21 protein-coding genes are annotated in these 21,534 nt (G+C 43.2%); 16 read left to right on the top strand and 5 right to left on the bottom strand.

Translation table 11 applies throughout. The features are described 5' to 3' along the window. The first annotated feature begins 51 nt into the window (after positions 1 to 51). From DIU38_RS30580 to DIU38_RS30560, 5 genes are read left to right on the top strand one after another with little or no spacing between them, the layout of a single operon-like run. Positions 52 to 735, top strand: coding sequence for a phosphopantothenoylcysteine decarboxylase domain-containing protein (locus DIU38_RS30580; RefSeq protein WP_112653204.1), 684 nt, complete (start codon positions 52 to 54; stop codon positions 733 to 735). 30 nt (positions 736 to 765) lie between these two features. After that, positions 766 to 1,164: a DoxX family protein gene (locus DIU38_RS30575; RefSeq protein WP_112653205.1), complete on the top strand. Its 399-nt coding sequence runs from the start codon at positions 766 to 768 to the stop codon at positions 1,162 to 1,164. A gap of 33 nt (positions 1,165 to 1,197) precedes the next feature. Then, positions 1,198 to 1,698, top strand: coding sequence for a DinB family protein (locus DIU38_RS30570; RefSeq protein WP_112653206.1), 501 nt, complete (start codon positions 1,198 to 1,200; stop codon positions 1,696 to 1,698). Further along, positions 1,686 to 3,467: an NRDE family protein gene (locus DIU38_RS30565; RefSeq protein ID WP_112653207.1), complete on the top strand. Its 1,782-nt coding sequence runs from the start codon at positions 1,686 to 1,688 to the stop codon at positions 3,465 to 3,467. Before DIU38_RS30570 ends, DIU38_RS30565 begins: the two co-directional genes overlap by 13 nt. 2 nt (positions 3,468 to 3,469) lie before the next feature. Then, on the top strand, positions 3,470 to 4,567 hold the full coding sequence (locus DIU38_RS30560; RefSeq protein WP_112653208.1) for a thioredoxin family protein: 1,098 nt from the start codon (positions 3,470 to 3,472) through the stop codon (positions 4,565 to 4,567). 91 nt (positions 4,568 to 4,658) lie between these two features. Here the strand turns inward: DIU38_RS30560 and DIU38_RS30555 are convergent, their stop codons facing one another. Next, positions 4,659 to 5,528: an alpha/beta fold hydrolase gene (locus DIU38_RS30555; RefSeq protein ID WP_112653209.1), complete on the bottom strand. Its 870-nt coding sequence runs from the start codon at positions 5,526 to 5,528 to the stop codon at positions 4,659 to 4,661. A gap of 188 nt (positions 5,529 to 5,716) precedes the next feature. On the opposite strand from DIU38_RS30555, the gene DIU38_RS30550 reads away from it, so the two are divergent. Beyond that, on the top strand, positions 5,717 to 6,571 hold the full coding sequence (locus DIU38_RS30550; RefSeq protein ID WP_112653210.1) for a LysR family transcriptional regulator: 855 nt from the start codon (positions 5,717 to 5,719) through the stop codon (positions 6,569 to 6,571). Positions 6,572 to 6,608: 37 nt separating this feature from the next. On the opposite strand, the gene DIU38_RS30545 is transcribed toward DIU38_RS30550, so the two are convergent. Beyond that, complete coding sequence (locus DIU38_RS30545; protein ID WP_112653211.1) at positions 6,609 to 7,841, bottom strand: serpin family protein; 1,233 nt, start codon at positions 7,839 to 7,841, stop codon at positions 6,609 to 6,611. Between the two features lie 151 nt (positions 7,842 to 7,992). Here DIU38_RS30545 and DIU38_RS30540 point away from each other — a divergent pair, with 151 nt between their 5' ends. The 3 genes from DIU38_RS30540 (at position 7,993) to DIU38_RS30530 (ending at position 11,857) form a co-directional block, all read left to right on the top strand. Beyond that, the gene (locus DIU38_RS30540) at positions 7,993 to 9,237 is read left to right on the top strand and encodes an alkaline phosphatase family protein (RefSeq protein ID WP_112653212.1); all 1,245 of its coding nucleotides are present in this window, start codon (positions 7,993 to 7,995) and stop codon (positions 9,235 to 9,237) included. A gap of 422 nt (positions 9,238 to 9,659) precedes the next feature. Beyond that, positions 9,660 to 10,529, top strand: a complete 870-nt coding sequence (locus DIU38_RS30535; RefSeq protein ID WP_112653213.1) for a hypothetical protein — start codon at positions 9,660 to 9,662, stop codon at positions 10,527 to 10,529. A 497-nt stretch (positions 10,530 to 11,026) separates the two neighbouring features. Continuing rightward, complete coding sequence (locus DIU38_RS30530) at positions 11,027 to 11,857, top strand: DUF6263 family protein (protein ID WP_112653214.1); 831 nt, start codon at positions 11,027 to 11,029, stop codon at positions 11,855 to 11,857. Between the two features lie 168 nt (positions 11,858 to 12,025). Here the strand turns inward: DIU38_RS30530 and DIU38_RS30525 are convergent, their stop codons facing one another. Continuing rightward, positions 12,026 to 12,925, bottom strand: coding sequence for an alpha/beta hydrolase (locus DIU38_RS30525; protein ID WP_243771219.1), 900 nt, complete (start codon positions 12,923 to 12,925; stop codon positions 12,026 to 12,028). 180 nt (positions 12,926 to 13,105) lie between these two features. Here DIU38_RS30525 and trxA point away from each other — a divergent pair, with 180 nt between their 5' ends. The 7 genes from trxA (at position 13,106) to DIU38_RS30490 (ending at position 19,858) form a co-directional block, all read left to right on the top strand. Next, entirely contained in the window at positions 13,106 to 13,402 is a 297-nt protein-coding gene (trxA, locus tag DIU38_RS30520; RefSeq protein ID WP_090530271.1) for a thioredoxin, read from the top strand. A 209-nt stretch (positions 13,403 to 13,611) separates the two neighbouring features. Continuing rightward, positions 13,612 to 14,265, top strand: a complete 654-nt coding sequence (locus DIU38_RS30515; RefSeq protein ID WP_112653217.1) for a TetR family transcriptional regulator C-terminal domain-containing protein — start codon at positions 13,612 to 13,614, stop codon at positions 14,263 to 14,265. 4 nt (positions 14,266 to 14,269) lie between these two features. Then, positions 14,270 to 15,604 (top strand): ABC1 kinase family protein, encoded by a 1,335-nt coding sequence (locus DIU38_RS30510; RefSeq protein ID WP_112653218.1) that lies wholly within the window; start codon positions 14,270 to 14,272, stop codon positions 15,602 to 15,604. A 66-nt stretch (positions 15,605 to 15,670) separates the two neighbouring features. After that, positions 15,671 to 15,985, top strand: a complete 315-nt coding sequence (locus DIU38_RS30505) for a Dabb family protein (RefSeq protein ID WP_112653219.1) — start codon at positions 15,671 to 15,673, stop codon at positions 15,983 to 15,985. Positions 15,986 to 16,064: 79 nt separating this feature from the next. Further along, positions 16,065 to 17,504 carry an SDR family oxidoreductase gene (locus DIU38_RS30500; protein ID WP_112653220.1) on the top strand — a complete coding sequence of 480 codons (1,440 nt, stop codon included), beginning with the start codon at positions 16,065 to 16,067 and terminating at the stop codon, positions 17,502 to 17,504. Positions 17,505 to 17,649: 145 nt separating this feature from the next. Further along, on the top strand, positions 17,650 to 18,555 hold the full coding sequence (locus DIU38_RS30495) for a TIGR01777 family oxidoreductase (RefSeq protein ID WP_112653221.1): 906 nt from the start codon (positions 17,650 to 17,652) through the stop codon (positions 18,553 to 18,555). Continuing rightward, on the top strand, positions 18,545 to 19,858 hold the full coding sequence (locus DIU38_RS30490) for a cryptochrome/photolyase family protein (protein WP_112653222.1): 1,314 nt from the start codon (positions 18,545 to 18,547) through the stop codon (positions 19,856 to 19,858). Before DIU38_RS30495 ends, DIU38_RS30490 begins: the two co-directional genes overlap by 11 nt. 4 nt (positions 19,859 to 19,862) lie before the next feature. On the opposite strand, the gene DIU38_RS30485 is transcribed toward DIU38_RS30490, so the two are convergent. After that, positions 19,863 to 20,789 (bottom strand): FKBP-type peptidyl-prolyl cis-trans isomerase, encoded by a 927-nt coding sequence (locus DIU38_RS30485; RefSeq protein WP_112653223.1) that lies wholly within the window; start codon positions 20,787 to 20,789, stop codon positions 19,863 to 19,865. Between the two features lie 72 nt (positions 20,790 to 20,861). Next, complete coding sequence (locus DIU38_RS30480) at positions 20,862 to 21,362, bottom strand: FKBP-type peptidyl-prolyl cis-trans isomerase (RefSeq protein ID WP_112653267.1); 501 nt, start codon at positions 21,360 to 21,362, stop codon at positions 20,862 to 20,864. Positions 21,363 to 21,534: the final 172 nt, after the last annotated feature.

Genomic DNA, 21,534 nt, shown 5'->3' with positions numbered 1-21,534 from the left:
TCAAGAGGAGAATCATGCAAGCCCATGCTTTCAAGAACCACATCAAACAAGATGAAAACCACACACAACAAACCCATAGTACTAATCACCGCCGGCCCCACCCGCGAGGCTATTGATCCGGTACGTTTCATTAGTAACTATTCGTCGGGCAAAATGGGTTATGCCATTGCCGGGGCCTTTTTAGATCAGGGCTTTGAGGTGATTTTAGTTTCGGGGCCGGTAAATATCAGTTTATCTCACAGCAGCCTCAGAGTTATCCATGTTAATTCGGCTGATGAAATGTATGCGGCCTGTCAACAATATTTCCCCGTAGCCCGGATAGCAATCTTCGCCGCAGCAGTGGCCGATTATAAACCGGCACAGATATACGCTCAAAAAATGAAAAAATCGACCCAGGAGTTTAGCCTGCAAATGGTTAAAAATGTCGACATCGCCTTTGAGTTCGGTAAGATCAAGCGCAAGGATCAGGTATCAATCGGCTTCGCTCTTGAAACTAACGATGAGGAGCAAAACGCGCTCAAAAAACTATACAGTAAAAACCTCGATTTGGTGGTGCTCAATTCTGTACAGGACGAAGGCGCAACATTTGGGTACGACACAAACAAGATCACGGTCATCAACCGCGATTTCCTGTTCCAGGCATACCCGCTTAAAAGCAAAGCAGAGGTAGCCCGGGATATTGTTATGGCCGCCATCAAAGTGGGCCAAAGACTGCAAGCGCCTGTACAAGCATAAATATTTTCAGCAAATACACCACTCAATATCATGACTTACACACAATTTAACATACTTGTTTGGGCCCTGCGCCTTGTAGCAGCCATCATCATGCTGCAAACCTTGTTCTTCAAATTCACCGCTGCCCCCGAGTCGGTTTACATATTTGCCAAACTGGGTATGGAACCCTGGGGCAGGATTGGCCTTGGCAGCATGGAACTGGTAGCCGCCATACTGATCATTATCCCCCGCACTACCGGCATAGGCGCTTTGATAGCCGTAGGGTTAATGGCCGGCGCCATATTTTTTCATCTTACCAAACTGGGAATCGTAGTACAGGGCGATGGCGGTCAGCTTTTTATCCTGGCAACTATCGTGTTCGCAACATCAGCCATACTGCTTTACATTTTCAGGAAAGAGGTTTTAAACCTCATCCCTCTTCTTCATTAATAAAATTAAAAACCACTGCTAATAATTAGCATCATGCAATTGAAAGAACCTATCTCCAACCTGCTGGAGCAGCTACAATATGTAATTGACGAATTAAGTCCTTTACAATACACCCAACCGGTAAAACTGCTGTCGCAATCAAGTATCGGCCAGCATACCCGTCATATTCTTGAGTTCTTTATTGAATTGAATAAAGGTTACGAAACCGGCATGGTTGATTATGATAAACGCGTCCGCAATAAAGCCATTGAAGCTGATAAAGATTTCGCCGTCACAACCATTCGCCAGGTAGAAGCAAACGTTCAAAAGCCTGATAAAGAATTATTGCTACAAGCCGAATACGGCGAAGGCGAAGAACATTCGGCACAGGTATTTTCAAATTACTACCGCGAGCTGGTTTATAACCTGGAACATACCGTTCATCATATGGCCCTGATCCGTATTGGCGTAAACGCGGTATCGGATGTGGTTATTCCTGATGAATTTGGCGTTGCCGCGTCAACACTTAAGTACCGTAAGGCATGTGCACAGTAACCTATATCCCTACAAAAAGCGGGTTCCAGCTTACCTCCAACCGCGATGAAAACGTTAACCGCAAGCAGGCCATAGCACCACGCAAATATCAAAATGGCAATTACACCCTATTGTACCCAAAAGACGCCGACCGCAACGGCAGCTGGATAGCCACCAAAAACAATGGCGACACTGTTGTATTGTTAAATGGAGCTTTTGTAAAACATACGGCCGTACCTCCCTATAAAACCAGCCGTGGGCTGGTACTAATGGAGATTATCAATGCACAGAACCCTTTCCTTTTTTATCAGGACATTGATCTTATAGCTGTTGAGCCCTTCACTTTAGTGCTGTATGCACAAGGCAGTTTATATGAGTGCCGCTGGGACGGCGAGCGGAAACATATTAAATTGCTGGATGGCAAGGACGCACATATCTGGTCGTCGGCCACTTTGTATGATGAGGTGGCAGCCGCCAAACGTGTCAATTGGTTTAATAACTGGTGCAAATCAGCCAATCCGGATCAGGTGGAAGATATCATGTATTTTCATCACCATGCCGGCGAAGGTGATGATACCGACGCATTGGTAATAAACCGTAGCGGTAAAATGAAAACGGTAAGTGTTACCAACATCAACGTCAGTCTGCAAAACATTACCATGACCTATCATGATTTGAGGGATGGCAATGAATATGTGCATGATCTTGCTATAGAAGCTGATAGCAACAGACCTGTTGTATTGCCCCGTTTTTTTGGCTTAAGAAGATTTTTAATCAGGCTTTTTAATTGGGAATATTGGTCGCTCAATATGTTTTACGCACCTGTTATGTTTTATTGGTTTTGGTTGAGTTTTAAGGCGCGTTCGTTTTTCTTTTTCAGCACAGCTAATCCACTGATCGAAAATGGTGGTTTTACATTGGAAAGCAAAGCCAGTATCTATAACCTCATCCCCCAACAATATTATCCAAAAACCATCCTCTTTAAAACAAAAACAGACTTTAGGCAAATCAAATCGGTCATAAAGGATAAAAATTTCGACTTCCCCCTAATTGCCAAACCGGATATTGGTGGCAGAGGCGTACAGGTTAAACTGATACATAACGAAGTAGAATTGCTGGAATATACCCAACAAATCAGGGTTGATTTCCTGGTGCAGGAATATATTAAGTACAAAAGCGAAGTAGGCATATTTTACTACCGCTTACCGGGCGAAGCCAAAGGCCAGGTAACCGGTATAGTTGGCAAGGAGTTTTTAGCCCTAACCGGCGATGGCAAACATACCATGATGGAGCTCATTATCAAAGAGCCCCGCTACCTGCTGCAGCTGCCCGTATTGATAGACACCTATGGTGAAGAGCTGAAACAGGTTTTACCTATTGGCAAATCAAAAACGCTGGTGCCTTATGGTAACCATGCCCGGGGTGCTAAATTCATTGACCTTAGTCATCTTATTACCGATGAATTGACGGAGGCAATAGATGACATATGCCGCCAGGTCCCCGGGTTTTATTTTGGCCGGCTGGATGTAATGTATAACACCTGGGATGAGCTATGCCGCGGCAAAAATCTATCCATCATAGAACTGAACGGTGCCGGCAGCGAACCAACTCATATTTACGATCCCAAACATTCAATATTCTTCGCCTGGTACGAGATCATCAGGCATTGGAAGCTCCTTTATCGCGTAAGCAAACTTAATAAACAACAAAAAAGTATTAATTACATGACTTATAAGCAAGGCATTACCATGCTTAAAAATAACACCGAATATTTAAAGCTGGTATCGTGACCATGACAAAGCAATTAAAACTATTTTGGGTGGCATTCAGCATTAGTTTTGTTGGTGCGCTGCCCATTGGTACATTAAATACCAACATAGCCAACTTCGCCCTCAACAATGATATTGCGGGGGCTGCCTGGTTTGCCTTTGCCGCTATTTTGGTTGAGGTAGTGATCGTTCGCATTGGCCTTGTGATGTTTGACCACCTGGTTCGTTTAAAAAAACTGTTCAAAATATTAAGTATAGTATTTTGCATCGCTATACTCATGCTGGCCTATAAAACCCTCTGGGCCGCGTTCCACATGCATAATTTCCGGGATGTACTGCCCTTTGCAGAGATAAACCCTTTTTATTCAGGTTTATTGCTAAGCTTGCTCAACCCGCTTCATTTACCTTTTTGGATGGGCTGGACAGCCTTTTTAAAAAAACGCAAAGTGTTAAGCAATGAAACCCGCGATTACAACATTTTTATAATTGCCATTGGCACAGGAACACTACTCTCTTTTATTATCTATGGTGTTGTGGGTAATTACCTAATGAATATACTTAAAGCACAGCATAACCTAATCAATTGGATATTAGGATTAACTCTTTTATTGACAGGCCTGGTACAGGCCTATAAACTCATTGCAGCACAAATGCAACTAATTAGAAATCAAATGAAAAAATCAGCTCAAATATTATTGGTGTTTTTGGCTACTTCGGTAATTGGCCTTGCATCATGTACCCCCAGGTACAAACCAAGACTTAGCTCACAGCAGGGTATCAATTTTAAAACTATTTCTCTTGCAGATGCGCAGGCATTGGCCAAAGCCGAAAACAAACCGCTGTTTGTATTTGCCCATGCGTCATGGTGCCCAACCTGTAAACAAATGGAGCAGGAAGTATTGATTAAACAAGAATTAGGTAAAGCTTATAACCCAAGTTTAGTTAATGTAGCTATTGATATAGATAGCGGGGACGGTAAAAAGTTAAAGGAGCAATATCCTATTAGGGCCACTCCTACCCTGTTCTTTTTCAACGCCGATGGTTCGCTGGCCAAAAAGCTGGAAGGTTTTACTACTGCTGATTTTTTGTTGGCGGAGAAAGGGACGTTGACAAAGCAATAGGCCCTTCTAAATCTTCCCGGAAGGACTATTTTAAGAAACTTTTTCACCCCCCTCCAATGGAGAGGGTTGGGTGAGGCCATTGATTACTCAATTACTTAGGCAATCCATCCAAAAAGCCCAGCACATCCAGGCCTATTTCTCTGGCATGTGTTTCCAACGCAAAGTGGCCTGTATTATAAAATTTAACGGTAGCATTGGGGTTATCTCGTTTGTAGGCTTCGGCTCCGGCAGGTAAAAAGAAAGGATCTTTGTTACCCCAGACAGCTAAGAGCTTTGGTTTATATTCGCGGAAATAAGCCTGGAATTTAGGATATAAAGCCACGTTGGTACGGTAATCAAGCATCAGGTCAAGCTGGATCTCCACGTTTCCCGGGCGATCGAGGAAGTGCTGGTCTAAGCCGTATGACTCAGGGGCTATCAGCGACGGATCGGATACGCCTTCAAAGTATTGAAATTTAGTTACTTTTTCGGTTACGAAGTCCTGCAATGCATCCCTGTTTTCCTGGGTTGGATATTGCCAATATTTTTGAATAGGATTCCAGCCTGTGCTCAGGCCTTCTTCGTATGCATTACCATTTTGAGATATGATGCCGGTTATTTTTTCGGGGTTAGCAACAGCCAGCCTTAAACCGGTAGGGGCACCATAATCAAATATGTAAATGGCAAAACGTTTAAGCCCAAGTTCATCAATAAACGATTGCATGGTATTAGCCAGGTTATCAAAAGTATATTGAAATTGGGTATGATCGGGCGCGTCAGAATATCCAAAACCGGGCAGGTCGGGCGCCAGTACATGATACTTTGTGCTTAACGTCGGGATCAGGTTCCTGAACATGTGTGAAGATGTAGGATAGCCGTGCAATAACAATATTGTTGGGGCGCCTTCAGGCCCTGCTTCGCGATAAAAAATATTTAAGCCCCTGGCTTTGATATTACGGTAATGAATTTGATTTTTTTCCATGGTTGAATTTTTAAAGTTGAATTCGGTTTTGATTGTGCATTGGCCCCGTTGGTAATTACAGTAGCTATAATTGCGCTTAGTATGAGATTTTTAGTTTTCATTATTGTGTTTGATGAGTCAAAATTAATATCGACATTTGATTATTAAAAACGATTAATAACGATATATAAAATCATAAATAAAGATTTATGAATACTAACGATCTGAAGATTTTTGAAGCAGTAGCTACCAACGGAAGTTTTACTAAAGCGGCCGAAGCGATGTTTACCGTACAGTCTAACGTTACGGCACGTATTAAAAACCTGGAAGAAGAGTTTGGTGCCGATTTGTTTACCCGCACATCGCGCAAAGTAACGCTAACCAGTGCCGGCGAAACACTGTTGCAATACAGCAAGCGGATAGATCACTTAGTGCATGAAGCCAAACAGGACATTAAAAAATTCAGCCGGGTAAGCGGCAGCCTTAAAATAGGATGCATTGAGACCACCATGGCTTTTAAAGTACCGGATATCCTCACCCGCTTTACCGATACTTATCCCGATGTCGACCTGGAATTTAGGTCACAAATGCGCAGTGACCTCATTAGCGATGTAATCAATTACAAACTCGATGCGGCCTTTGTATCAGCCCCTATCAACTCGCCCGAACTGGAACAGGTACATATCAAAGAAGAACAACTGGTGATCCTCGCCCCCGCACAAGGCCTGGAACTTAAAGAACTCCTTACTTCCTCGCCACTCAAGATCATTGTGTTTGACCAAGGCTGCGTATTTCGGGCCCGATTAGAAGCGTGGTTAAATTCAAAAGGTATTATCCAATATAAAAGTATTGTACTGAACTCATTGGAAGGGATAATTAACTTTGTGGAAGCGGGTTTGGGGATCAGCATCCTTCCTGCCGAACTGATTGAGCAATACTACGCAGGCCGCAAACTAAAAACACATACCTTAAACAAAGAACTGGGCACTATGTCGACGGTGCTCATCTATCGTAAAAACATTCCCCAATCAAAACCTTTGAAGGCTTTTGTAGAAATGTATTGAGCGGTGCTGTGGTCCTGGCATAAACCCGGAGCGCATTTTATTCACTCAGCGCGGGGTTCCTCACTATCCCTGCAAATAGTATCAGCCCGGTTTTCATTTCCCGTATTGCAAAAATGAAAGGTTTATTAAAAACATGAGTTGGTGGAGCTGCCGTAGTCACTATGCCAACAGATGTTACTGCCGCGGCTTCGGTACCGTCTTCATTCACATCAATATAAGCTTTGTGTTTCACCTCGGATATACTAAGGCCACCACCCGCGTTAATGCGACTAAAATCAGCCATATCGCTAAAGGCAATGCTCATCCCTAATGATTTTAAAATATCATTCAGCGTAATGTCATAGCTAAATTTAAACCTGGGCATGGTAATGTCCGATTTGCCGGCGGTGAGTTTACCCATCAGTAAATTCCATTTATCTGAATCGAGGCCCTGTGCAAAGCTTTTTATATCTCCATCAGGCATCATCAATATCATGCTGTATTTACTGTTGCTATAAGGCAGTTCAACCACGTTTGTACCGTTATAATACGCGCTTTTAAGTTCAGCATGGCTATTGGTCATAAAATCAGCTTGTACAGTGCCTCCATTTGACAAACTAAATGGCGCCTTGAAGGTTGCTTTTGCATCAAAACGGGTTTTCCATATGCTTTTAAAATAAATGGCATTAATGAGGTACATCCGGGCCCCATCCGAAATTTTATCCAGGATCTTTGGAATCTTGCTGTTAGTTTGCTGGCTTACCCAACCATTAATAGTAGTTAGGGATGCTGATTCATTGCTAAAATCGAGGGCTTTCACCTCGGCATTATAAAAATCGGTATTGGTTTTCAGGAATGCCGGCAGCACCGTAAAATTATTAGCGTACCAAATGGAATTGGCTATTTTAAGTGTGGTATTTGGATCGAGATCGGGGAGGTTTGTGATGAGGTTATGATAGTAACTGTTAACCTGTTCTTCGGTAAAACTGCTAAACTCCATGGTTTTGCGGATATCGGTAAGTGTTTGCCCATTGGCACCGTTACTGGTCATACCTATGGCAAAGCTTACGCTTAATGGCGAAATGATGAGGTTTTTATCCGCGTTAAGGCTATTAACATTAGCGCTGAAAAGCTTTAAGGTAAAAGCATTACCAGGCCCAATCTGTTGCTGTTCGGTTGCGGAAAGCACCAGGTCTTTACCCGGATCTTTATTAACTGGGCTGATACCTCCCTTTTTACAGGCGGTTATAGCTAAAATCCCAAAACAAAGTAAGGTTAGTTTGCGCGTCATGGCTGATAGGTTTATAATTACATTACGCCTTATAAATCATTTACGCTACAGCATGTTAAAAATATAACAGCCCAAAAAGCATAACAATTTTTTAACGCCTGTACTTTTAAAACACCGTAATTTAGCCCTTTAAAAACACTTACTTATATCGATGCGAAATCTACTTAAAACCGCAGCTTTTTTCCTCCTGATATCGGCCGGGCTAAATACCACCGCCCAAACCCGCAAAGCAGTCTTTATTATTGCTGATGGCATCCCGGCAGATGTTATTGAAAAATTGAATACCCCTAACCTGAAACTGATAGCTAAGCAGGGTACCTACCTTCGTGCGCATGTTGGCGGCGAAAAAGGTGGTTATTCGCAAACGCCAACCATATCGGCAAATGGCTACAACAGCTTACTTACAGCTACCTGGGTTAACAAACACAACGTTTGGGGCAACGACATCAAGGCTCCAAACTATAATTACTGGAATATATTCCGGATGTTTAAAAATTCTTATCCCAACAAAAAGACAGCCGTATTTAGCAGTTGGACAGATAACCGCACCAAGCTAATTGGGGACCGGTTATCCGCAGCAGGTAACATCCATCCTGATTTTGCTTATGATGGTTATGAACTGGATACGGTTAAATTTCCGCATGATAAAGCCGGGAACTATATGCACCTGATAGATGAGCAGGTAGCAGCAGCGGCAGCGGATTGTATTAAAGATAAAGCTCCCGACCTTTCATGGGTATATCTGGAATATACCGATGATATGGGGCATAAATACGGCGATAGCCCGCAATATTATGATGCTATTGAAAAAATGGATGCACAGGTAGGCAAGATCTGGGCAGCAATACAATACAGGAAGCAACATTTTAAAGAAGACTGGCTGATTTTTATCACAACAGATCATGGCCGCGACGAAGCAACCGGTAAAAATCACGGTGGTCAAAGCACCCGCCAGCGCTCAACCTGGATGGTTACCAGCTACCGCCCGCTTAATAACTATGCTAAATTCTATACCCCGGGTATTGTTGATATAACGCCCTCTATCAATAGTTTTTTAAATGTAAAAGTACCCGAAGCACAACAACGTGAGATGGATGGGATCTCGCTTATCGGTCCGCTATCAGTGGCAGAGCCTGCCGCTAACTATGTGCAGGGCTTATTGGATATCACATGGAAAGCGCTGGATCCCAAAGGCAGTGTTAAGGTTTGGGTAGCAGCCGATAATACTTTTAAAGAAGGTAAGGCCGATGATTATAAGCTGTTAGCTACTGTACCGGTTACTAATGAGCATGTGCTGGTTGATGTTAAAAATATGCCCTCTAAATTTTATAAGATTGTTATTGAAGGATTGAATAATACAGCGAACAGGTGGGTTGTACTTGATGAAAAGAAGTAACCTGGCTCATTATTTAGAAATTTTCATAACGCCTCCCTGCACTAAATGTAAGGAGGCGTTATTGCTTTGTATCTCTTGTAAAAACATCCCGGTTAAGCTTTCCCAACCCAATCAGCTCAAAATACAAACTACTTTGTATTGTGTGCCCTCCCCGGGCTCCGTAAACTTGTGATATAAAAACAATCCAAATCACAATGAAAAAGCCACAATCATGTACCTCTGGTGTAACGCCCGCTGCCAGCAGCACGTTAAATTTTATTATGACAAGCCCCGCAGCTCCGTTAATAAACCAGCCGTTTTATCCCCAAAACAAAAAATTACCGGTTGCTTTTTTGCAGGTAAATTGCATACATTAGATCATTGCCTGCTGGCGTTGATCTGTTCATCACAATCATCAAAACACACCTAATCCGTTTACTAAAATGATCTGTAAAACCAAAATATGGGCAATTATTTGCTGTGTTACCGGTGCATTTTGTTTGAGTACACAAGCTGCTTATAGCCAAAACCAGTTTGAAAAAGAACTCATGCAAAAAATAGACAACTTTCTGGCCCCTGTCCCTCAAACCAACCAGCAAACAATATCAGCACAAAATGAGCTTTACCCAAGTGATGCCCCCGGCGGCATATTAATTCCATCGGGCTTTGGGGGATACGGCACCTATCTGTTTGGAGGCCTTGGCGCTACCTACCCTGAAGTGTACAGGGACAACAAAGCCGACCTGATTGCCTCGGTGGGTGCATGTGTTGGCAACCCTGTAAAAGCAATAAACTTTGCCGCCAGTTTAAATATAACGGATGTGCACCGGTTCAGGGATTTCTCAGGTAACTTCATTGTAAGCCGTAAATTATTTGCAGGTACAAGCATTTCGGCCGGGGCTTTGCAGATGTTTGCCAACGTAAGGCAATCAGACGCATCAGGTTCGACCTTTTATATGGCTGTAAGCCACGCTGTACAAACTATTAAATCATTAACGCCAGGCTGCTCAAGGCTCAGCTATACAATTGGTATTGGCAGCGGCAGGTTTTATGAAAAAAGTCCGAAAGATATAGCTGCAGGCAAAGGAAAACACGGCACCGCTGTATTTGGCAGTATATCTTATGAGCTTATCCAGCATGTGAACGTGAATGCCGAATGGACCGGCATGAACCTTGGTATTTCAGCAGGCATCAGGCCGTTCCCCGTGCCTTTGAGTTTAGCTGTGGGGGTTGCAAACCTTACCCGGTATACCAATGATAAGGCCAATATGGTGTTCTCTATTGGTTATCCGCTCTCCCTAAGCCGACGATAATTCCTTCTCAGCAAAAAATTAATTATTTCATTAAAACATATAAAATCTATGAAAAAGATAATCATAGCAGCATTAGTCGTGTCCGCAACTTTAGTTATAAGCATTAAGCGGACTTCTGCCCAAAGCAGAAACAATCAATCGGATTGGAATGTACCACCACCGATACCTCCTTATACACCACCGCCACCGGTAATTCCGCCACCCACAGTGCCGCCACTACCTCCACCGCCGTATAAACCGGTAATACCAGTGCCACCGATTAAACCACCTAACATTCCGCCCACTCCGCCGCCACCGGGACCGGGGCCACATATGCCACCGCCAACCCATATGCCGCCGCCTACTCATATGCCGCCGCCTACGCATATGCCACCCCCAACGCATATGCCACCGCCTACGCACATGCCGCCACCCACCCATATGCCAAACCATTAGTAAACAGCGATTTAGATTTAGTTTTTCAATCCAACAGGGGATAATATAAATCGATTAAAAAAATGAAAACACACCTCTTCAATATAAAAACGGCATTAATGGCTTTATTGCTGTTCACAGCCTGCGTCAGCAAAGCCCAACGCCGCGAACTTACGTTTAAGCAGGGCGATGAGTACAATAAAACAACCTATATAAGTGCGGCAAGTATATTGCAGCGGGGGAAGCAAACATTCAATATCAATACAACATCATCAATGTCAAAAACCTATAAGGTTACAGGTATTACCCGTAGCGGGTTTGTTTTAACTGTTACCACAAGTCACATCAACGATACAATGGATGCCTTTGGTAAAAAAATGGAATACAGCTCAGACAGGCCTGCCGATACCAGCTCATATATCCAGATGGCACTGCAAAGTCTTATAGGCAAATCGGTAACGCTCAGCATTGATAAAAATGGGATCATAACCGATGTAAATGATCCGGATGAGCGATACGCTACCGATACGCTGTTATTATTCGCAGGTTTTAAACAGGATCAGTTTATAACCGGCACACGCTTAAACCTGGTTGCAGATAACTCGGAAGCATTAAAAACGGGTGCAAGTTGGGTGAGCAATATATCTTCGGGTAATGAGAAGATAAACACTACTTATACAGTAAGCCAATCAACACAGCCTGAAAAGTATACTAACCTGATGCTTACCAGTACATCATCAGCACCTGAACAAAACAGTAATACGAATGGTGTACTTGTGGTTGATAATGCTTCAGACGTAATATTGGTTTCAACAGTAAAAACAGCTACGCTGAGTTACAAATTTGTTAATGACGCCACTTATTCATTTAGCCGGCGTACCGAAGTAGTGGAAAATTGTATAAAAATGAATTAATACGAACCGGGGAGATTCATTACAAAACGCAGAGCTTTTACCAAAAGCTGGTACAAGATACATTAGTCCCGAACGTAGGGGTACAATAGGGCTATTGTTAAAAGAAGAGGCTATGCTGTTAAGTTATGCATATGCCTCTCTTTTTATAATCCTATTTTTTTACCGTACTTAATGAAGTTTCATCCTTTTGGCTGTTGCCGGGTGCAGGTAATTATTATCGCTCAACCAGTCGGCCATGCGCTGGGGCCATGTGCTGATGCTTTGCAGCTTTGATCGATAACCCATATTAAAGCCATGATCGCCCTGGGTATAAATATGTACTTCAACCGGTATTTTCGCTTCCCGGTAACGCTGCAGTAATTTTACTACCGATGGAGAGCAGCAAACATCATCATTGGCGGCTAACAAAAACGCCGGCGGGGCGTCATAAGGTAGTTTATCGGGAATATAAAGGGGTCCCGGATAGATCTGGATCAAAAACGAGGGACGGGCATTTAACCTGTCGACCGGGTCAGCAGCTCCGGGGTCACCTTTACCCTCGCCATAAGCAACCATATCAACTACCTCGCCGCCTGCCGAAAAACCCATCATCCCGATGCGGTTTGTATCCAAACCATATTCAGCTGCTTTGCTGCGTACCAGCCGCATCGCCCGGTAGCCGTCCTGTTTGGCATGTACATCAATTTTGTATGGTGATAGTGTATCTCTGCCTAAACGATATTTCAGTACAAAAACGGTAACACCTAAAGTATTAAGATATTTTGCAGGGTCAATACCCTCGGCAGTATATACCAGCAAACGATGGCCGCCGCCGGGGCATATCACCACCGCGGCGCCATTGGCTTTATCCTTCGGCGGCGCAAAAACAGTAAGTGATGGATTGTGAATATTTTTAACCCAATAGTCTTTAGCCTGTTCGGGCTCATTGCGGCGGTTTTCAAATCCCGGCGCTCCGTTTGGCCAAAGCGGTATAACAGTGCCCTGGGCCACACCCGAAAAAGGCAATACAAGGACCGCCAAGAATAGGTAAGTGCTTAGTTTTGTTTGCATAAAGTAAATATAACTCATAGATGAGGGTTCATAGTTAATATCCTAAACTTTTACACGAGTTAATGGTTAAATTTGAGTAGTTCGTGGTTCATAGATGATAGTTCATGGATTGACAGGTAATAATTTGATATCCTGTCATCTATAAAGCGATTCGTTCTATGATCTATGAACCATGACCCATGAACTAATAAAATACTTATGGCAAATTTCCAGGAAATAATAGCATCAGAAACACCGGTGCTGGTCGATTTTTCGGCCGAATGGTGCGGGCCTTGTAAAATGATGCCGCCTATACTGCACGATGTTAAAACAGCGTTAGGTGATAAGGTAAAGATCATCAAAATAGATATTGACAAAAATCCTGCTGCAGCCAGTGCTTACCGCATACAAAGCGTACCAACCCTCATGATTTTTCAAAAAGGGCAAAGCAAATGGCGCCAAAGCGGCGTGGTGCAGGCCAGGCAGCTGCAACAGGTGGTGGAGCAGTTTTTGTAATTATAAACAGCCTGGCGCAGTTTACTCACCCGATCTGCGCTTCGCTGGACCACCCTCTCTCCGGCTTCGCCGCAAAGAGGGTAAGGAAAAATATAAAAGGTAAACGCCCCCTCTTTACGCTTGCGTAGAGAGGGGTGGCATGCGCAGCGATGTCGGGGTGAGTCGACATGATGTTAGTTTCAAGTACAATTAAATTAATCCCAATCAACATGGCAACTATCGAAAACATCCAGAACGCCTATATCGATTATGTGTTAACCGAAGGCGAACAGCCTAAATCGGTTTATATCTTCGCAAAGCAAAATGAAATGAGCGAAGCCGAATTTTACCAGTTCTATGGCTCATTTGAAGCGGTTGAACAGGGCATTTGGGCTGGTTTTGCCACCAAAACACTGGCCGAGATCCGTGCCCAGGAAGTTTGGGAAGGCTATACAGCACGTGAAAAAGCTTTATCATTTTTTTACGGTTTTTTTGAGTTGTTGAAAAGCAGCCGCAGCTTCGCGGTTTACAGCATTAAAAAGCAGCCTAAAGGTTTTACTACGCCCAGGGTATTCAGTCCGCTGAAAGACCTTTTTGAGGGCTTTGCAGATGAGATTTTGAAGGAAGGAATTGAAAGCACCGAACTAAGCGATCGTAAATACTTCTCCAAAAAGTATAAAGACGCCTTATGGATCCAGTTCGTCTTCGTACTTAACTTCTGGATCAACGATAACTCGGCCAGCTTTGAGAAAACCGATGAGGCCATCGAAAAAGGCATTAATGTAACTTTTGATCTTTTTCAACGCTCACCTATCGACAACCTTTTTGAATATGGTAAGTTTTTGGTGCAAAACGGCGGGATAAAGGATAAGATGGGATTTTAAAATTATGGCAGATGAAACTCCGGGAGCCACTCCCGAACAAAATAGCATACCCACTACCAAAGTACAGCGGTCGGCCAAATTTGTAAAAACAGGTATTAAAATTGGCGGCAACTATATTAAGCATTACTCCAAAAAGCTATTCAACCCTGATCTGGATAAATCGGAGTTGAACGAGGATAATGCCGCTGATATCTATCAATCATTAAGTGAGCTTAAAGGTAGCGCGCTCAAGGTAGCGCAAATGCTCAGCATGGATAAAAACCTGCTGCCGCAAGCTTATGTTGATAAGTTTACCCAATCGCAATATAATGCTCCGCCGCTTTCCGGGCCTCTTATTGTGCAAACATTCAGGAAGTATTTTGGCAAAAACCCCGATCAGATTTTTGATAAGTTCAATATCCGATCTACCAATGCAGCTTCGATAGGCCAGGTTCACCAGGCCGAGCTAAATGGCAAAAAGCTTGCAGTTAAGATCCAGTACCCTGGTGTAGGCGATTCTATCTCGTCTGACCTGAAACTTGTTAAGCCTTTTGCCTTCAGGATGCTGGGCATGAGCGAGAAGGAACTGGATGTTTACATGAAAGAGGTTGAAGAACGCCTGCTCGAGGAAACCGATTACGAGCTTGAAGTTCGCCGGTCTGTTGAGTTTTCCAATGCCTGTGCCAATCTTAACAATGTTGTTTTCCCTAAATATTACCCGGAGCTAAGCAGCAAGCGTATCATTACCATGGACTGGCTGGAAGGCAAACACCTGAAAGAGTTTTTGGCCACCAATCCATCGCAGGATCTTCGCAACCAGATAGGTCAGGCTTTGTGGGATTTTTACAACTTTCAACAACATGAGCTCCGCGCCGTACATGCCGACCCGCATCCCGGTAATTTTATGATCACGCCGGAAGGTAAACTGGGCGTCATTGACTTTGGCTGCATTAAAGAAATGCCCGAGGACTTTTATTATCCGTTCTTTTCCCTTACATCAACCAATTTACTGGATAACAAGGAAGAAACCATCAAGGCATTCCGCCAGCTGGATATGATCCATAAAGGAGATACCCCGGCACAGATCGAGTTTTATTATACCCAGTATAAGGAGATGATAAGCCTGTTCGCCCTGCCGTATATTACCGATACTTTTGATTTTAGCCAGACGGCTTTTTTTGATCAGTTGTATGGTTTTGGCGAGCGTATATCAAAAATGCCGGAATTTAAACAAGCCCGGGGCGTTAAACATTTTATCTACGTAAACCGCACCAATTTTGGGTTGTATAATATTTTACATGAGCTAAAGGCAAAAGTTAAAACGGATACTTTTAAACCGCACGTTGTATTGGAGTATTAAAACAGTTTACAGCGAACATTACAAGCAAATTATTCATCTATATTTGATTAAATCCATAATACCCTTATGCCAATACTCCAAAACACTTTTGTGCACCATGTACACTTCTGGCTTAAAAACAAAGCCGATAAAGATAAACTGATTGAAGGGCTTAATATCCTTCTGCCTATTCCGCATATCCGCGATATACATATCGGCGTGCCGGCCGATACCAATCGCGATGTAATTGACCGCTCTTACGATGTATCGCTGTTGATTTTATTTGATACCCCCGAAGCGCAGGAAGCTTACCAGGTTGACCCTACCCATGTGATATTTGCCGAAGAATACGCTAAGCCACTGTGCAGCAAAGTGGTAGTGACTGATAGTGTAAACATATAGGATATAACTATTTATTAATTTATTATGAAGGCAGGCGTTTAGCTTAAAACAGCCTGCCTTTTTTGTTGTTTCACTATGCATGAAGGTTTTACTTGCTGGTGCTAACGGCTATATAGGTACGCGGCTTATCCCGGTTTTACTGGAGAAAGGCCATGATGTAGTTTGCCTGGTACGTGATAAACGTCGTTTTCACGAGCATAGCGATTTTAGCGGTAAAGTCACCCTAATTACCGGCGATCTGCTTAAAGAGTCAAATATCGAAGCATTTCCTGAAGATCTCGATGCAGCTTATTACCTGGTGCACTCCATGGCGCAAACTCATGATTTTGCCGCGCTCGAGGCTCTTTCGGCCCATAACTTTGTAAAGGCACTTGATAAAACCAGGTGCAAACAAACCATATTTTTAAGCGGGATAACCAACGATCAACATCTTTCGCGCCACCTGGAATCACGGCGGCATGTGGAGGATGTACTGAAAGAAGGCAAAGCCGCCTTAACCGTTTTGCGGGCGGCTATTATCATCGGTTCGGGTAGTGCCTCGTTCGAGATCATTCGTGACCTTACCGAAAAGCTTCCTGTGATGACCGTTCCTCGTTGGGTCAATACAAAATCCCAACCCATTGGCATCCGTGATGTACTTGGTTATCTGGAAGGTGTAATGCTAAATGAAAAATCTTACAACCGGGCCTTTGATATAGGCGGGCCGGATATCCTTTCTTTCAGGCAGATGATGCTTACTTATGCTGAGGTACGTAAGCTGAAAAGGTACATTATAACCATACCCTTCCTATCTCCTAAAATATCATCGTATTGGCTGTATTTTGTTACTTCTACAAGCTTTACACTTGCTCAAAGCCTTGTAAACAGCATGAAGAACGAAACCATTATGCATGATCATGGCATTGATGAAGTTGTGCCACGTAAATGCCTTACTTATAAAGAATGCCTTGAGCTTGCCTTTGTTAAAATTGAGCAAAACTCCATCGTTTCCAGCTGGAAAGATGCTTTTAACCAGGGTTACCTTAATCCCGGTTTTATGGACCAGATCAAGGTACCTCAAAACGGCACGCAGGAATACAAAGTAAAAATGCCTTTTGAACGCCCGGCCAACGAAGTGTTTACCAACGTGCTTTCTATAGGCGGCAACCGGGGCTGGTATTATTGGGACTGGATATGGAACATCCGCGGTTTCCTGGATAAGATCTTTGGTGGTGTTGGCTCGCGCCGGGGGCGCACAAGCAATATCAATATAAGTCCGGGTGATGTAATTGATTTTTGGCGGGTTTTGCTGGCCGACCGCGAAAACAAACGCCTGCTCCTGTACGCTGAAATGAAATTACCGGGCGAAGCATGGCTTGAATTTAAAATAATTGAACGCCATGGTAAGCAAAGTTTAAGCCAGGTAGCTACCTTTAGGCCCAACGGCCTGTGGGGCCGCTTGTACTGGTATGCCATGTGGCCTTTCCACCTCTTTATATTTAACGGTATGGCAAGGGAAATTGTTAATTACCGCGAATGATGTTCATTGGTTCATTAGTTCAATTGTTCATTGGTGTAAGGCGCAAATTCTTGTTGTGTAGCTATTAAAACCTGCTAATGACCACTTGTATAACCAAACAGGCAACCAATGACTAATGAACCAGTGAACTAATGAACTAACAAAAATGAAAAGTATACTACTAACCGGCGGATCGGGATTACTGGGAACACATCTCACTAAAGCATTATTGGCTAAGGGTTATACCGTAAGTCATTTAAGCAGAAAAGCCGGTAACAATCCGCAGGTAAAGACATTTGTATGGGATATCAACAAAGGCATCATTGATGAGCATTGTATCGACGGGATTGATACCATCGTGCATCTGGCCGGCTCGGGCATTGCTGAAAAGCACTGGACCGATGCCCGTAAAAAAGACCTGATCGAGAGTCGCGTAAAATCAATTGAGCTGGTGTATGATCTGCTGAAACGCAAACAGCATCAGGTTACTTCAGTTATCTCCGCATCAGGCATTGGTTATTACAGCGACCGTGGGGATGAACTGATGTATGAAACAAGCGCTCCGGCCAGGGATTTTATATCCCAATGCTGTGTACTGTGGGAAGCTGCCGTTGATGAGGGCCAAAAGTTTGGGATTCGAATTTTGAAATTCCGTACCGGTGTAGTACTGGATAAAGATGGCGGTGCATTACCAACCCTTGCAAAACCTATAAAACTATATGTTGGCTCGCCCATTGGCAGCGGTAGACAATGGGTGCCCTGGATCCATTGGCAGGATGTTGTGGATATGTACCTTTTAGGGATCGAAAATAAGAACCTTAGCGGCGTTTACAATATGGTTGCACCAAATCCTGTCACCAATAAGCAATTAACCCAGGCAGTTGCCAAACAATTACATAAACCACTGTGGGCGCCAAATGTGCCGGGATTTGTGCTCAAACTTTTATTGGGCGAGATGAGCAGTATAGTACTGGGCAGTACCAAAGTATCGGCACAAAAAATTGAAGATGCCGGTTTCAAATTTAAATTTGCTGATATAGATACAGCATTAAGTGAAATTTATGGATCATAAAACACCGGTTAGCATATTCTGGTTCCGCCGCGATTTACGGCTTGATGATAATGCAGGCCTTTATTATGCCCTTAAAAGCGGCAATCCTGTTTTACCCGTATTTATTTTTGATAGAGAAATTCTTGACAAGCTTCAAGATAAGGACGATGCCCGCGTTACGTTCATCTATCAAACTATTGAAAGCTTAAGTACAGCATTGCATAAGCATGGCAGCACTATGTTGATACTTTATGATAAAGCAATACACGCCTGGGATAAGCTCATCAAAGACCATAACATTGCCGCGGTTTACACCAATCACGACTATGAACCCTACGCCACTAAACGCGATGATAGGGTACGCGCAAAACTTGAAGAGCATGGCATCCCATTTAAAACCTATAAAGACCAGGTAATTTTTGAAAAGGATGAAGTTATAAAAGACGATGGCAAGCCTTACACCGTTTACACTCCATATCAGCGTAAATGGTACAGTACGCTAAAACCATTTTATTTAAAGGCCTATCCAACAAAAAAATATCTTAAAAATCTTTATCAAACCGAAGCATTTCCTATCCCATCGTTAAAAGAAATGGGCTTTGAAAAAAGCAATATACCCCTGCCCGACAAAAGTTATGAAGGTGTAATTAAAGGTTATAAAGAGCAGCGCGATTTTCCGGCCATTAAAGGCACCTCACATATTGGCATGCATTTACGCTTTGGTACCGTAAGCATCCGGGAGTTGGCAGCTACGGCCTACAGTCATGATGATAAAACCTGGCTTAATGAGCTCATCTGGCGCGAATTTTATATGATGATATTACATCATTTCCCTCATACGATGGACCATGCTTTCAGGCCGGAATATGACCGCATCCATTGGATAAACGATGAAAAACAGTTTGATGCCTGGTGCAAAGGCGAAACCGGTTTCCCAATCATTGATGCAGGGATGCGCGAACTGAATACAACCGGCTTTATGCACAATCGCGTGCGTATGATAGTGGCCAGCTTTTTAAGCAAAGACCTGCTGATTGACTGGCGATGGGGAGAACGCTATTTTGCCCGTAAACTGTTGGATTATGAAATGGCAAGCAATGTAGGCGGCTGGCAATGGGCTGCAGGTTCAGGTACCGATGCGGCGCCGTACTTCAGGATCTTTAACCCCGATGCCCAAACCAAAAAGTTTGACCCGGAACTTAAATACATAAAAAAATGGGTTCCGGAATATGCCGACTTCAGCAAATATCCAAAACCCATTGTTGATCACAGCAAAGCCCGCGACCGTTGTTTAGCAGCGTTTAAAAAAGCGCTGGCTAAGTGATATATTAATTGGTAACCGTAGCTACAGTAAAGTCAAAATACAACACCACATTTGCAGCTATTGATGAACCACTGCCAGTGTTGCCATAACCAAATCTCGAAGGTATTATGATAGATACTGCAGACCCGGCTGTTTGCCCGGTTAAACCTTCCTGGGCACCTTTAACTAAACCGCTAACTGTAAAAGATGAAGAGGTTGTCCCTTGCAGGGAGGTACTGTCAAACACTGTATCATTTAAATATTTGCCCGAATAGGTACAAGTTATGTATGAATCGAGGTCTATTAAATCAGAACCGGTGCCAGGTGTAGCTACTTTTATATACACCCCATCGGCTGTTTTGGTAAACCCGGTAAGCCCTTTGGTTTTGATATAATTTTTAATAATAGCATCATCATACAGCTCTTGGTTTGAAACCACATTAATATAATAATCCAAACTTTGGTTACCGCCGATATGAGTATTTGCATTGCTTGAGCTGCCCGATCCGTAACCGTTAACGCCATAAGCCAAATGTGATGGGATGATCACCCTTGCCGCCGTACCTTTATATTTTATGAGGTTGTGGATAGCTGTCTGTAAACCTTTGGGCAGTGAGTTGCTAACATGTCCCAGATAACCGTAAAAATGGTTTGTATTAAGCGAGTCAACAGATACAAACTTACCATCGAGCGTGCGGACGGTGAATACAAATGAGATCTGATCTGAATAATCCATCGGTGTACCGCGGCCTTGTGAAAGGATCTTGTAGTAAATACCGGTTGTATCACCGTCGGTGGTATCACGCAACATACCTGTGATGCTGTTTGCCGCTATATAATTCTTGATCTGGGTGTCGTCATATTGCTTAATGTCCGGATCGTTCCTGTCTTTCCGGCATGATATAAGGCCTATAGAGATAAGTACTAAGAGCGTAAAAATAGTTTGTTTCATTTATTATAATTTGTCTTTTTAACCGCCTAAAGCTTTTGCTCGCTGGCTATATGTCCCTTTTATCTGGCTTTATCAATTGGTTACGTTATACAGCTGAATTTGAAAATCAAGTACCGAGTTGGCCGGCAAATGTATCGAATCCTGCGCATATGGCCCATAGGCATAACGCGATGGAATCAGCAACCGAACCTTACCTCCCGGTTTGATCTGCGGGATACCTAACTGCCAGCCTTTAATTACCCCCCCCAATATATAGGTAGGATGAAACTGATCCGTTTGGGCAAATACAACGCCCGATGTTAGTATTTTACCGGTATAACCAACTGTAACCTGTGTCGAACTGGTGTAAAGCACATTACCTGCTCCCCCTTCTCCATCGTTTACTATGTAATAAACACCTGTTGTATCCACCCGCTTCGCCTTTAGCGATGTATTAGCAGCAAGGTAGTCGCTGATGATCTTATCATCAATAGCGGCCTGTGCCCGGTATTGTATAGCAGGGTCAACAGATGATTTAACACATCCAAAAACAATGGTGCTTAACAGCAGTAAAACTAACAGTATCCTGTTCATCAATTCAAAAGGCAAATTTATTCTTTTAAAATAGAAAAACGGCAGCTTAACACTTTTTAACAATTAATAAAAAGCAGGCACCGTTTAAAACACCCGATAAGGGATATTTCGAAGGTAAAACGCTCGATTTTAAGTAAAAGTGTGGGCGCTGCGCGGTCATTTTATCATTTGG

The organism is Mucilaginibacter metallidurans, from assembly GCF_003286435.2.
Lineage (GTDB): Bacteria > Bacteroidota > Bacteroidia > Sphingobacteriales > Sphingobacteriaceae > Mucilaginibacter > Mucilaginibacter gossypii.
The sequence above is the reverse complement of the archived record's forward strand: the minus strand, read 5'-3'. Positions and strand labels throughout refer to the sequence as shown.